This window comes from Pseudomonas hefeiensis, from assembly GCF_030687835.1.
Classification (GTDB): Bacteria; Pseudomonadota; Gammaproteobacteria; order Pseudomonadales; family Pseudomonadaceae; genus Aquipseudomonas; species Aquipseudomonas hefeiensis.
Genome location: NZ_CP117449.1, coordinates 4,908,222 through 4,921,339, shown reverse-complemented (window position 1 = coordinate 4,921,339; position 13,118 = coordinate 4,908,222). Strand labels below are relative to the sequence as shown.

Sequence of the window (13,118 nt, the reverse complement as noted above, 5' to 3'; positions counted from 1 at the left end):
CATGACTGACAAGCCTGGTTATCGTCGTCCCCAAGCGGGCACCCAACCGGAGTACCTGCACCCGCCGTACCAGTCCACCAACCTGCGTTCGCCGTCCAAGCCGTTGGTGTACCTGCCCCATTCGCTGTCGGAAATTACCGGTCCGACCGTAGGTGCCGATCGCCTGCAGGAGAAGGACAATGACCTGACTGCCCAGCATGTCGGCGAGCCACTGGGGGAACGCATCATCATTCACGGGCGCGTGCTGGATGAGCATGGCCAACCCGTGCCTGGCATTCTGGTAGAGATCTGGCAGGCCAACGCCGCCGGTCGTTACAACCATGACCGTGACCAGCACGACGCGCCGCTGGACCCGAACTTCACCGGCACTGGTCGCACCGTCACCGACGCCGAAGGCTGGTACCAGTTCCAGACCATCAAACCTGGCGCCTATCCCTGGGGTAACCACCACAATGCCTGGCGCCCGGCGCACATCCATTTCTCACTGTTCGGCCCGAGCATCCTGACGCGCCTGGTGACGCAAATGTATTTCCCCGGCGATCCGCTGCTGGCCTACGACCCGATCTACAACTGCGTGCCGGACACCCGCGCCAAGGAACGTCTGATCGCCAGTTTCGACCTGGAAAAAACCATTCCTCACTACGCCCTCGGTTATCGCTGGGACATCGTATTGCGCGGCCGCGATGCCACGCCGATGGAGAAATAAGATGACGCTCACCGCTACCACCTCCCACACCGTTGGTCCTTATTACCACATCGGCCTGACCTGGCTGAACCGCGAAGACCTGACCGTCGCCCAAACCCTCGGCCAGCGCGTGGCGATCACCGGGCAGGTGATCGACGGCAACGGCGAGTTCGTCAATGACGCGATGCTGGAAGTCTGGCAAGCCAACGCCGCCGGAAAATACGCGCACCCGGAAGATGATCAGGACAAACCCCTGGACCCGAATTTCGAAGGCTTTGGCCGGGTGCCGGTGGATGCCGAAGGACGTTTTCGTTTTACCACCATCAAGCCAGGTTCCGTGCCGGGACTTGGCGGCACGACCCAGGCACCGCACCTCGTCGTGCTGGTGTTCGCCCGCGGCCTGGTCAAGCATTTGCTGACGCGAATCTACTTCGATGGCGAACAGGCCAACGAAACCGATCCGCTGTTGGCCTGCGTGCCCGAGGAGCGTCGCGCCACTATCGTGAGCAAGTCCGATGCTTCGGGCGTGTATCAGTGGAACGTGGTCCTGCAGGGAACGGATGCCGAGACGGTGTTCTTCGATTATTGAGTGTGCCAACAGTGGCGCCATCGCGGGCAAGCCTTGCTCCCACAGGGTTACACGACATGCGGTGGGCAACGGCAACCACCTCTGTGGGAGCAAGGCTTGCCCGCGATAGCGTCAGTCCAGGCAATGCAATATTGTGGAACGGGGATGTTACAAAGTGTGTCTAGAGTTGTTCAGTCCCCAACGAGTGAGTAACCCATGGCCGTCCCAATCAGTCACTACACCGGCGAAGAGCGCAGCAAGCGCATCTTCGCCATCGTCGGCGCCTCATCCGGCAATCTGGTCGAATGGTTCGACTTCTACGTCTATGCGTTCTGCGCGATTTATTTTGCGCCAGCGTTCTTCCCGTCGGACAACCCCACGGTGCAACTGGTCAACACCGCGGGTGTGTTCGCCGCCGGGTTCCTGATGCGACCCATCGGCGGCTGGATTTTCGGCCGGGTGGCGGACCGTCACGGGCGCAAGAACTCGATGATGATTTCGGTGCTGATGATGTGCTTCGGCTCGTTGCTCATCGCCTGCCTGCCCACCTACAAGGACATCGGCGTCTGGGCGCCGGTGCTGCTGTTGCTCGCGCGCTTGCTGCAAGGCCTGTCGGTGGGCGGTGAATACGGCACCACGGCCACCTACATGAGCGAAGTCGCTCTCAAGGGCCAGCGCGGTTTTTTTGCCTCGTTCCAGTATGTGACGCTAATCGGCGGGCAATTGCTGGCGGTGTCGCTGGTAGTGGTCCTGCAACAGTTTCTCAACGAAGACGAACTGCGCGCCTACGGCTGGCGGATCCCGTTCGTGGTCGGCGCGGTGGCGGCGTTGATTTCTCTGTTGCTGCGCCGCTCTCTGAAGGAAACCAGCAGCAAGGAAATGCGTGAGAACAAGGACGCCGGTAGCATCGCCGCGCTGTTTCGCGACCACAAGGCCGCGTTCATCACCGTGCTGGGCTACACCGCTGGCGGCTCGCTGATTTTCTACACGTTCACCACTTACATGCAGAAATACCTGGTGAACACCGCCGGCCTGCACGCCAAGACCGCCAGCTACATCATGACCGGCGCGTTGTTCCTCTATATGTGCATGCAGCCGCTGTTCGGCATGCTGGCGGACAAGATCGGTCGGCGTAACTCCATGCTCTGGTTCGGCGCTCTGGGCGCGTTGTGCACAGTGCCGATATTGCTGACCCTCAAAAGTATCAGCAGCCCGTTCCTGGCGTTTGTGCTGATTACCCTGGCGCTGGCGATCGTCAGCTTCTACACCTCCATCAGCGGGTTGGTAAAAGCTGAAATGTTTCCACCCGAAGTACGGGCGCTGGGGGTAGGGTTGGCCTATGCGGTGGCGAATGCGATTTTTGGTGGCTCGGCCGAGTACGTCGCCCTGAGCCTGAAGGCCCAAGGCATGGAAAACACCTTTTATTGGTACGTCACGGTGATGATGGTGGTGGCGTTTCTGTTCAGCCTGCGCCTGCCCAAGCAACCGGCGTATTTGCATCATGACCTTTGACTTAACCGCGTCCGACCGAGAGGCGGGCGCATCCAAGGATTGTTTATGAACGAACGACCGGGCAATCAGCTCTTCGATGCCTACTTCACAGCGCGCGCGATGCGCGAGGTGTTCTGCGACGCGGGCCGGCTACAGGCCATGCTGGATGTCGAGGCAGCATTGGCCAGGGCTGAAGCGCGGGTAGGGTTGATTCCCCAGAGCGCGGTGGCGCCGATCGAGAACGCTTGTCACGCCCGGCTGTACGATTTTCTGGCGTTGAGCGAAGCGATTGCCAGTGCCGGCAATTCGGCGATCCCGTTGGTCAAGGCGCTGGGCAAGCGCATCGCGAACGAGGACACCGAGGCTGAGCGTTATGTGCATCTGGGCGCTACCAGCCAGGACGTGATGGACAGTGGGTTGGTGCTGCAACTGCGCCAGGCTCTTGGACTTATCGAAGACGAACTGGCGCAACTGGCGATCATTCTCGCCCGGCAGGCCGAACGTTACGCGGCCACGCCATTGGCCGGGCGCACTTGGTTGCAACATGCGACACCGGTGACCCTGGGCATGAAAATCGCCGGTTGGCTGGGAGCGATCACCCGTAGCCGCCAGCGCCTGAATGAGCTCAAGCCGCGCTTGCTGGTGTTGCAGTTCGGTGGCGCCTCCGGGACGCTTGCCGCACTGGGTGAACAGGCCTTGCCCATCGCCGAAGCCCTGGCCGCCGAGCTGCAACTGGGCTTGCCGGAGCAGCCTTGGCACACCCAGCGCGATCGTCTGGTTGAGTTTGGTTCGGTACTGGGGTTGATCGCTGGCAGCCTGGGCAAACTGGGTCGTGACATCAGCTTGTTGATGCAGACCGAGGCCGGTGAAGCGTTCGAACCCTCGGCGTCGGGCAAGGGCGGTTCGTCCACCATGCCGCACAAGCGTAACCCGGTGGGGGCGGCGGTGTTGATTGGCGCCGCGACCCGGGTCCCTGGCCTGTTGTCGACGCTGTTCAGCGCCATGCCCCAGGAGCACGAACGCAGCCTGGGCCTGTGGCACGCCGAATGGGAAACCCTGCCGGAGATCTGCTGCCTGGTATCCGGTGCTCTGCAACAGGCGCGGCTGCTGGCTGATGGCCTGGAAGTGGACGCGGCACGCATGGTTCGCAACCTGGAACTGACCCAGGGGCTGGTGCTGGCCGAGGCGGTGAGCATCGTCCTGGCCCAGCGGGTGGGGCGCGACACCGCGCACCATTTGCTGGAGCAATGCTGCAAACGAGCAGTGGCTGAGCAACGTCATTTACGGGACGTGTTGGGGAGCGAGCCCCAGGTCACCGCACAACTGTCCGCCGCTGAGCTGGATCATTTGCTCGACCCCGCCCATTACCTGGGCCAGGCCCAGACCTGGGTCGCTCGCGCAGTAGCTGAACACCTTGCCTTGAACGCCTGAAAGGAGATTGTTGTGGGATTGGTCAAACTCGCCGAAGGCGAACTGAACTATTGCTTCGATGGGCCGCAAGATGGCCCGGTGCTGGTGCTCTCCAACTCCCTGGGTACCGACCTGCACATGTGGGACGAGCAGATCGCCGCCTTCAGCGAACACTTTCGCGTGCTGCGTTTCGACACGCGCGGCCACGGTCAGTCGTTGGTCACAGAGGGCCCGTACAGCATTGAACAACTGGGCCGCGACGTGCTGGCGATGCTCGATCAGTTGAACATCGACAAGGTGCATTTTTGTGGGTTGTCCATGGGCGGATTGATCGGCCAATGGCTGGGGATCAATGCCGGCGAGCGGCTGCACAAACTGGTGGTATGCAACACTGCCGCCAAGATTGGCGACCCGTCCGTATGGGACCCGCGGATTGAAACCGTACTGCGTGATGGCAAGGCGGCGATGGTCGCGCTGCGGGATGCCTCGATTGCCCGTTGGTTCACACCGGACTTTGCCCAGGCTCATCCAGAGAAGGCCAGGAAAATCACCGACATGCTTGCCGCCACTTCGCCCCAGGGCTACGCGGCTAACTGCGCGGCGGTGCGCGATGCCGACTTCCGTGAGCAGCTGTCGTCGATTCGCGTACCGCTGTTGGTGGTCGCCGGCACCGAAGATGCCGTGACGCCACCGTCGGGTGGGCACTTTATCCAGGAGCGGGTCAACGGCGCCGAGTACGCCCAATTCCATGCCGCGCACCTGTCCAATGTCCAGGCCGGCGCTGCGTTCAGCGAGCGGGTGCTGGCTTTCCTGCTCGATTCCAGTCGTTCTTGAGGGAGTATTTTGTGGACGAGAAGCAACGTTACGACGAAGGCATGCAAGTACGCCGCGCGGTGCTGGGCGATGCCCACGTCGACCGCAGCCTCAATGCCTTGACCGAGTTCAACAGTGAGTTCCAGGAGATGATCACCCGTCATGCCTGGGGCGACATCTGGACCCGCCCGGGCCTGCCGCGCCACACCCGCAGCTTGATCACCATCGCCATGCTGATCGGCATGAACCGCAACGAAGAACTCAAACTGCACCTGCGCGCCGCTGCCAATAATGGCGTGAGCCGCGGCGAGATCAAGGAAGTGATCATGCAGAGTGCTATCTATTGCGGTATCCCGGCGGCCAACGCCACCTTCCACCTGGCCGAGTCGGTGTGGGATGAACTGGGCGTCGAATCACGGGCTTAACATCCACCGCTAACCCCTGTGGGAGTCAAGACTGTGGGAGCAAAGCTTGCTCGCGAAAGTGGTGGGTCAGTTGGCGATGATGTTGGATGGACCGCCGCCTTCGCGAGCAAGCCCGCTCCCACACTGGATCTTCAGTGAGCACAAATTTTATGCTCGACACTGATCCCCCTGTGTGGGAGCGAGCCTGCTCGCGAAAGCGGTGGGTCAGCTTGTGACGATGCTGAATGTGCCGCCGCCATCGCGAGCAAGCTTTGCTCCCACGCTGGATCTTCAGTGAGCACACATTTGTGCCCGACACTGATCCCCCTGTGGGAGCGGGCTTGCTCGCGAAAGCGGTGGGTCAGCTTGTGACGATGTTGAATGTGATGACGCCATCGCGAGCAGGCTCGCTCCCACACGGGATCTTCAGTGAACACAAATTTTATGCTCAACGCTGATCTCCTGTGGGAGCGAGCCTGCTCGCGATGACGGTGGTACAGCCTCCATCCATGTTGGTTTTTACAGCAAGCTGATCGGGTAGCTGACAATCAAGCGGTTTTCATCGAACTCACTGGTGCTGTAATCCCGGCGCATCGTCGAGTTACGCCATTTCACATTGAGGCTCTTCAACGCACCGCTCTGTACGGTGTAAGCGAGTTCGCTTTCGCGGCCCCATTCCTTACCGTCGGTGATGGTGCCGGTGTGTACGTTGTCACCGCTGATGTAACGGTTCATCAGGGTCAGGCCCGGTACGCCGACGGCGGCGAAGTTGAAGTCGTGGCGCACTTGCCAGGATCTTTCCTCGGCGTTGTCATAGCTGGAGTTGTAGCTGTCGTTGGCCAGGGTGCCGCCGCTGGTGCCGTTGACACGCATCCAGCCATCGTCGCCACTGAGTTTTTGCAGGCCGACGTAGAAGGTGTTGCCTCCGTATTTGGCCGAGAGCATGGCGGACAAGGTTTTGTTGTCCAGGTCGCCGGCCAAGGCGCTGCCTTCTTCCTTACCGATGAAGTAACCGAGGTTGGCGCCGAGGGTCCAGTCACCGACGGGCTGGCTGTGGGTCAGGTTGAAATACTTCTGCTGGTAGATGTCGGACAGTTCCGCATACCAGACACCGACCTGGGTGCGTTTGTCGTTGAAGGCGTATTCGCCACCGCCGAAGTTAAAGCGGTCCGAAAGGAACGCACCGCGGCCGTTCATGGACATGTCTTCCATGCTCGCGTCGTTGCGCATGCTGTTGGCGCGGAACTGACCGCCGTAGAGGCTCAAGCCACTGATTTCGGTGGAGGTTACCTGGCCGCCGCGGAAGGTTTGCGGCAGGGAGCGACCGTCGTCCGAGCGCAGGATCGGCAGCACCGGCATCCATTCGCCCACCTTCAGTTCGGTTTTCGACACCTTGGCCTTGAGGGCGACACCCAGGCGACCGAAGTCGTCGGCCGGACGGCCATCATCATGCACCGGCAACAAGGCGGTATTGGCAGTACCGCGACCACCGTCGAGCTTGACCGAGTACATGCCCAGCACGTCCACGCCGAAACCGACCACGCCTTGGGTGAAGCCGGACTTGGCGTCGAGAATGAAACTCTGGGTCCATTCCTCGGCTTTGCCTTGGGCGTTGTCCGGGTTGGTGAAGTTGCGGTTGATGTAGAAGTTGCGCAGGTTGAGGTTGACCTTGGCGTCTTCAACAAACCCCGACTCTGCGGCCAGAACGGGCAGGGCGGCGCCAGACAGGGCGATGGCGATAAGGCTGGGAAACAAATGCTGTGTAGGTTTCATGGGCATGTCTCTAGTTTTTGTGGGCAAAGCGGGTCGCTGCCGCAACCTTGGGTTGCAGTCGGCACGGTGGAACCGGACGGTAAGGCGATCGAAGGATCAGCCGGGCGAGGCGGGGCCTATGGGCATGGCGTCGAACCTGTTGTTATTGGTTTTGTGCGAGCGATGGTGAAGGGCCACCCGGGATCGGTTCAATTGCCGTTTGCGGGTTTTGGGCGATTATCGAACGGCAAAAAACTGATTGGATCTCTGTGGGAGCGAGCCTGCTCGCGAAGGCGGCCTGACAGCCGGCCAGGGGGTTGTTGATCGGGTACATATCCATTGCTGCGGTAACGGCCACTTATGGTTTCGCTTTTACAGCGACTCACTTTCGAAGAGCGCGAAAGTAAGCAAAGCGCTTTTGCCCCACCACTCGGCACCTCGCCTAGGCTCGGTGTGCCCTCACTCCGGCATTGCTCCGTGGGCCCGCCGCGAAGGGCCATCCATGGCCCAGCGCGGCTATCCCGGCATCCATGCCGGGATGCCCACTCCACAATGCCTGCTGCGTTCGGCCAGCGTGGTTAACGGGGCGCCCAGATCAAAATCAAAAGCGAGGCGGCCTTATAGCCGGCCTGATTCTTCCGGTCGTACACCTGTCAGATCTGTGGGAGCAAAGCTTGCTCGCGAGGCGGCCTGATAGCCGACCTGGCTCTCCCGGTCGTATCCCGGTCCAATTGTGGGAGCGGGCTTGCTCGCGAAGGCGGCCTTACAGCCGACCAGGCTCTGGCAGCTAGACTTCGATCAACTGTGGGAGCGAGCCTGCTCGCGAATGCGATGGCACAGTCGATGAATAATGTTGAATGCTCCGGCCTCTTCGCGAGCAAGCCCGCTCTCACAGGAGGAACGCGATCACCAAAAAATCAGGTCGGCTATAAGGCCGCCTCGCGGTGGACGTTGATCTCGGGCGCCCCGTTAACCACGCTGGCCGCACGCAGGCATTGCGCAGTGGGCACCTCGGCATGGATGCCGAGGTAGCCGCGCTGGGCCATGGATGGCCCTTCGCGGCGGCCCACGGAGCAATGCCGGAGTGCGGGCATGCCGAGCCTAGGCGAGGCACCGAGTGGTGGGGCAGAAGCGTTTTGCTTACTTTTGACTGGGCCGGCTCCCGGGCTTTTCAAAAGTGAGCCGCCGTAAGGGCGGAACCCTAAGTGGCCGTTACCGCAGCAATGGATATGTCCTCGATCAACAAAACCCTGGCCGACTGTCAGACCGCCATCGCGGGCAAGCCTTGCTCCCACACAGGCTGGCGTTAAAGCACGCACAAATAAAAAGCCCACCTTTCGGTGGGCTTCGTGTTTCAGCGTTCAGGCATCAAGTCAGAACAATTTCAGCGGCGGCGCTTTCTCCGCCACCGGTTCGTTCTTGCCGGTCTCGGCATTCCAGCCGCCACCCAACGCCCTGTACAAATTGACCTCGCTGGTCAGTTGCGCCAGGCGGTCGGTGATCAGCGATTGTTGGGCGCTGAACAACTGACGTTGGGCGTCGAGGAAGGTCAGGTTGCTGTCGACGCCGATGCGATAGCGACGCTCGGCCAGGCGGTAGTAGTCCTGGTTGGCGGCGACGAAGTCGGTCTGGGCCTGCAACTGTTCGTTGTAGGTCTGGCGCGCCGCCAAGCCGTCGGAGACTTCCTGGAACGCGGTCTGAATCGACTTCTCATACTGCGCGACGTTGATGTCTTTCTGGATTTTGGCGTAATCCAGGCTTGCCCGCAGGCTGCCGGCGTTGAAGATCGGCAGGTTGATTTGCGGGGCGAAGGTCCAGGTGCCCGAACCACCCTTGAACAGGCCGGACAGGTCCGGGCTCAAAGTGCCGGCGTTGGCCGTCAGGCTGATGCTTGGGAAGAACGCGGCCCGCGCGGCGCCGATGTTGGCGTTGGCGGCCAGCAGGTTGCGTTCAGCCTGGAGGATGTCCGGGCGACGTTGCAACAGGTCTGACGGCAATCCGGCCGGCACTTCGCTGAGCAGGTCATCGCTCAGCGGTTGGGTGCTCAGGTTGGATGGCAGACCGGTGCCCAGCAGCAGGGTCAGGCTGTTTTCATCCTGAGCCACCTGGCGGGTGTAGCGCGCCAGTTGTACGCGGGCGTTTTCCACCGCCGTGCGTGCCTGGCTCAGGTCCAGGGCCGAGGCCACGCCGACTTCGGCGCTGCGGGAGGTCAGCTTGAGGCTTTGCTCATAGGTGCCCAGGGTTTCCTGGGTCAGCTTGAGCAGTTCCTTGTCGGCCTGCCAGGTCAGGTAGGCGTTGGCAACGCTGGCCACCAGGCTGATCTGGGTACTGCGACGAGCCTCTTCGGTGGCGAAGTAGCTTTGCAGCGCTTGCTCGCTCAGGCTGCGCACCCGGCCGAACAGGTCCAGTTCATAGGCGCTGATGCCCAAGGTTGCCGAATAGGAACTGGTGATGCCCGCTTCACCGGTTTGCGATGCCCGTGCCGGCACTCGCTGGCGGCTGCCGGAGCCGGTGGCCGAGACCGCCGGGAACAGGTCCGCCCGCTGGATGCGGTATTGCGCGGCGTAGGCATCGATATTCAGCGCCGCGACGCGCAGGTCGCGGTTGTTTTCCAGGGCAACCTGGATCAGCTGTTGCAGGGCCGGGTCATGGAAAAACTGTTTCCAGCCCTGTTCGGCGGCGGCCTGGCTGGCCGCCTTGGCCGGCTCGTAGGCCGGACCTTGCGGGTATTGCGTGGCGACCGGTGCTTCGGGCCGCTGATAATCGGGGATCAGCGAGCAGCCGCTGAGCACGACGGCAGCGATGGTCAGAGAGAGGAGCGACTTGCTCATTGGCCAGCCTCTTTAGAAGTTTCAGGAGTGTCGTCCTGGTCGATATTTTTGCGACGGCCTATCGACGACACGGTCACGAAGAACAATGGCACCCAGAAAATCGCCAGGATGGTGGCGGTCAACATACCGCCGATCACACCGGTGCCGATGGCGTGCTGGCTGCCTGAGCCTGCGCCGGTGGAAATCGCCAGCGGCACCACGCCGAGGACGAACGCCAGGGACGTCATGATGATCGGCCTCAGACGCATCCTACAGGCTTCAATGGCGGCTTCCACCAGTGTGCGGCCCTGTTCGTGGAGTTCCTTGGCGAACTCCACGATCAGAATGGCGTTTTTCGCCGCCAGACCGATGGTCGTCAACAAGCCCACCTGGAAGTACACGTCGTTGGACAGGCCGCGCAGGCTGGTCGCCATCAAGGCACCGATGATACCCAGTGGTACCACGAGCATGACCGCGATCGGAATCGACCAGCTTTCATACAGCGCCGCCAGGCAGAGGAATACCATCAGCAGCGACAAGGCGTACAACGCTGGGGCCTGGGAGCCGGACAGACGTTCCTCGTAGGACAGGCCCGTCCAGGAAATACCGACGCCGGCCGGCAGCTTCTGCGCGATGGCCTCGACTTCGGCCATGGCTTCACCGGTGGAGTAACCCGGCGCCGGCGCCCCCAGAATTTCCATCGCTTCCACGCCGTTGTAACGGGCCAGTTTTGGCGAGCCGTAGACCCACTCGCCTTTGGCGAATGCGCTGAACGGCACCATGGTCCCGGCGCTGTTGCGCACATACCACTTCTGCAGGTCTTCGGGGCTCATGCGAGCGCCCGGTTGGCCCTGGATGTACACCTTCTTCACCCGGCCACGGTCGATGAAGTCGTTTACATAGCTACTGCCCAGTCCAATCGACAGGGTGTTGTTGATGTCCGAGAGGGTAATGCCCAGGGCGCTGGCCTTCTCGTCATCGATTTCCAGCTGGTACTGCGGTTCGTCGTTCAGGCCATTGGGACGCACCTGGGACAGAATCTTGCTCTGGGAGGCCATGCCGAGGAACTGGTTACGGGCCTCCATCAACTTCTCATGGCCGATGCCGGCGCGGTCCTGCAGGAACACGTCGAAACCGGTGGCGTTACCCAGCTCCATCACCGCCGGCGGAGCGAAGGCGAACACCATCGCGTCGCGGAAGGTGAAAAAGTGTTGCTGGGCACGGGCGGCGACGTTGAACACGCTGCTATCGGCGTTACGCTCGTCCCACGGTTTGAGCATGATGAACGCCATGCCGGAGCTCTGGCCACGACCGGCGAAGTTGAAGCCGGTCACGGTAAATACCGAGGCCACGCCATCGCCCTCACCGCCGTCCTTGCTCGGACGCAGCAGGAACTCACGCATTTTGTCCACCACCACCTGGGTCCGCTCGGCGCTGGAACCGGCTGGTGTCTGCACCTGGGCAAACAGCACGCCCTGGTCCTCTTCCGGCAGGAACGCCGTCGGGATGCGGGTGAACAGCCAGACCATGCCGACCACGATGATCACATAAGCCAGCAGGTACGGCGCCTTGTGCTTGAGCATGTTGCCCACACCGCGCTCGTAGCTTCTGACGCCACGGTCGAAGGTGCGGTTGAACCAGCCGAAGAAACCGCGTTTCGGCGTGCCGTGCTCACCCTTGGGAATGGGTTTGAGCATGGTGGCGCACAGGGCCGGGGTAAAGATCAGGGCCACCAGTACCGACAGGGCCATGGCCGAGACGATGGTGATGGAGAACTGTTTGTAGATCACCCCGGTGGAACCGCTGAAGAACGCCATCGGCAGCAGCACCGCCGACAGCACCAGGGCGATACCCACCAGGGCGCCCTGGATCTGGCCCATGGATTTTTTGGTGGCTTCCTTGGGCGACAGGCCTTCTTCGTTCATGACCCGTTCGACGTTTTCCACCACAACGATGGCATCGTCCACCAGCAATCCGATGGCCAGCACCATGCCGAACATGGTCAGGGTGTTGATGCTGAAGCCGAACGCCGCGAGGATCCCGAAAGTGCCGAGCAAAACCACCGGCACCGTCATCGTGGTGATGATGGTGGCGCGGAAGTTTTGCAGGAACAGGAACATCACCAGGAACACCAGTGCGACCGCTTCGATCAGGGTTTCAACCACACCCTTGATCGATTCGCTCACCACCGGGGTGGTGTCGTACGGGAACACCACTTCCATCCCTTGCGGGAAGAACGGTTTGAGGCTGTCGATGGTGGCGCGCAGGGCTTTCGCTGTGTCGAGGGCGTTGGCGCCGGTGGCCAGCTTCACGGCAAGACCGGAAGCAGGGGCACCGTTGAACTGGGCACTGACGCTGTAGTTCTCACCGCCCAGGCCGACATCGGCGACGTCACCGACGCGCACTTGCGAGCCGTCCGGGTTGACCTTGAGCAAGATGGCCTTGAACTGCTCGGCGGTCTGCAGGCGGGTCTTGCCAATAATGGTGGCGTTCAGTTGCTGACCGGACAGGGCAGGCAGGCCGCCGAGCTGGCCGGACGACACCTGGACGTTCTGCGCCGCAATGGCGGTCCTCACATCCACCGGGGTCAGTTTGTAGTTGTTCAGCTTGGCCGGGTCGAGCCAGATCCGCATCGCGTACTGGGCGCCGAAGACCTGGAAGTCACCGACACCGGCGGTGCGCGAGATCGGGTCCTGCATGTTGGACACGATGTAGTTGGACAGGTCGTCCTTGGTCATGCTGCCGTCGCGCGACACCACGCCGATCACCATCAGGAAGTTCTTCACCGCCTTGGTCACGCGGATACCCTGTTGCTGCACTTCTTGCGGCAGCAGCGGGGTCGCCAGGTTCAACTTGTTCTGGACCTGGACCTGTGCGGTATCGGAGTTGGTGCCTTGTTCGAAGGTCGCCGTGATGGTCATGCTGCCGTCGGAGTTACTTTCCGAGGAGACATAACGCAGGTTATCGATGCCGTTGAGCTGTTGCTCGATGACCTGCACCACGGTGTCCTGCACGGTCTGCGCGGATGCGCCCGGGTAGGTTACCTGGATCGCAATGGCCGGCGGCGCGATGCTGGGGTACTGGTTGATGGGCAACTTGAGGATCGATAGAGCCCCGACCAACATGATCACCAGGGCGATAACCCAGGCGAAAATCGGACGGTCGATAAAAAATTTCGACATGGT

General features: G+C 61.5%; 9 protein-coding genes. 6 read left to right on the top strand and 3 right to left on the bottom strand.

Annotation, left to right across the window (positions count from 1 at the left end; genetic code table 11):
• Position 1 precedes the first annotated feature (1 nt).
• The 6 genes from pcaH to pcaC all read left to right on the top strand — a co-directional run bounded on the left by pcaH (position 2) and on the right by pcaC (position 5,392).
• A complete protein-coding gene (gene pcaH, locus PSH57_RS22075; protein WP_305385546.1) occupies positions 2-706 on the top strand; it encodes a protocatechuate 3,4-dioxygenase subunit beta in 705 nt (234 codons plus the stop codon).
• Between the two features lies 1 nt (position 707).
• The gene (pcaG, locus tag PSH57_RS22070) at positions 708-1,274 is read left to right on the top strand and encodes a protocatechuate 3,4-dioxygenase subunit alpha (RefSeq protein WP_305385544.1); all 567 of its coding nucleotides are present in this window, start codon (positions 708-710) and stop codon (positions 1,272-1,274) included.
• A 195-nt stretch (positions 1,275-1,469) separates the two neighbouring features.
• Positions 1,470-2,765 carry an MFS family transporter gene (locus tag PSH57_RS22065; RefSeq protein WP_305385542.1) on the top strand — a complete coding sequence of 432 codons (1,296 nt, stop codon included), beginning with the start codon at positions 1,470-1,472 and terminating at the stop codon, positions 2,763-2,765.
• 45 nt (positions 2,766-2,810) lie between these two features.
• Entirely contained in the window at positions 2,811-4,175 is a 1,365-nt protein-coding gene (locus PSH57_RS22060; protein WP_305385540.1) for a 3-carboxy-cis,cis-muconate cycloisomerase, read from the top strand.
• 12 nt (positions 4,176-4,187) lie between these two features.
• Positions 4,188-4,988, top strand: coding sequence for a 3-oxoadipate enol-lactonase (gene pcaD / locus PSH57_RS22055; protein WP_305385538.1), 801 nt, complete (start codon positions 4,188-4,190; stop codon positions 4,986-4,988).
• 11 nt (positions 4,989-4,999) lie between these two features.
• Positions 5,000-5,392 (top strand): 4-carboxymuconolactone decarboxylase, encoded by a 393-nt coding sequence (pcaC, locus tag PSH57_RS22050; RefSeq protein WP_053178395.1) that lies wholly within the window; start codon positions 5,000-5,002, stop codon positions 5,390-5,392.
• Between the two features lie 498 nt (positions 5,393-5,890).
• On the opposite strand, the gene PSH57_RS22045 is transcribed toward pcaC, so the two are convergent.
• The 3 genes from PSH57_RS22045 to emhB form a co-directional block, all read right to left on the bottom strand.
• Complete coding sequence (locus PSH57_RS22045) at positions 5,891-7,144, bottom strand: OprD family porin (RefSeq protein WP_256232129.1); 1,254 nt, start codon at positions 7,142-7,144, stop codon at positions 5,891-5,893.
• A 1,352-nt stretch (positions 7,145-8,496) separates the two neighbouring features.
• Positions 8,497-9,954, bottom strand: a complete 1,458-nt coding sequence (gene adeC / locus PSH57_RS22040) for an AdeC/AdeK/OprM family multidrug efflux complex outer membrane factor (protein ID WP_305385535.1) — start codon at positions 9,952-9,954, stop codon at positions 8,497-8,499.
• On the bottom strand, positions 9,951-13,115 hold the full coding sequence (gene emhB / locus PSH57_RS22035; RefSeq protein ID WP_305385534.1) for an efflux RND transporter permease subunit EmhB: 3,165 nt from the start codon (positions 13,113-13,115) through the stop codon (positions 9,951-9,953). Before emhB ends, adeC begins: the two co-directional genes overlap by 4 nt.
• Positions 13,116-13,118: the final 3 nt, after the last annotated feature.

Bases quoted from the DNA above. Each gene is read 5' to 3' on its own strand.
- pcaH (WP_305385546.1), top strand. From the start codon at position 2: ATGACTGACAAGCCTGGTTATCGTCGTCCCCAAGCGGGCACCCAACCG.
- pcaG (WP_305385544.1), top strand. From the start codon at position 708: ATGACGCTCACCGCTACCACCTCCCACACCGTTGGTCCTTATTACCAC.
- PSH57_RS22065 (WP_305385542.1), top strand. From the start codon at position 1,470: ATGGCCGTCCCAATCAGTCACTACACCGGCGAAGAGCGCAGCAAGCGC.
- PSH57_RS22060 (WP_305385540.1), top strand. From the start codon at position 2,811: ATGAACGAACGACCGGGCAATCAGCTCTTCGATGCCTACTTCACAGCG.
- PSH57_RS22045 (WP_256232129.1), bottom strand. From the start codon at position 7,144: ATGAAACCTACACAGCATTTGTTTCCCAGCCTTATCGCCATCGCCCTG.
- adeC (WP_305385535.1), bottom strand. From the start codon at position 9,954: ATGAGCAAGTCGCTCCTCTCTCTGACCATCGCTGCCGTCGTGCTCAGC.
- emhB (WP_305385534.1), bottom strand. From the start codon at position 13,115: ATGTCGAAATTTTTTATCGACCGTCCGATTTTCGCCTGGGTTATCGCC.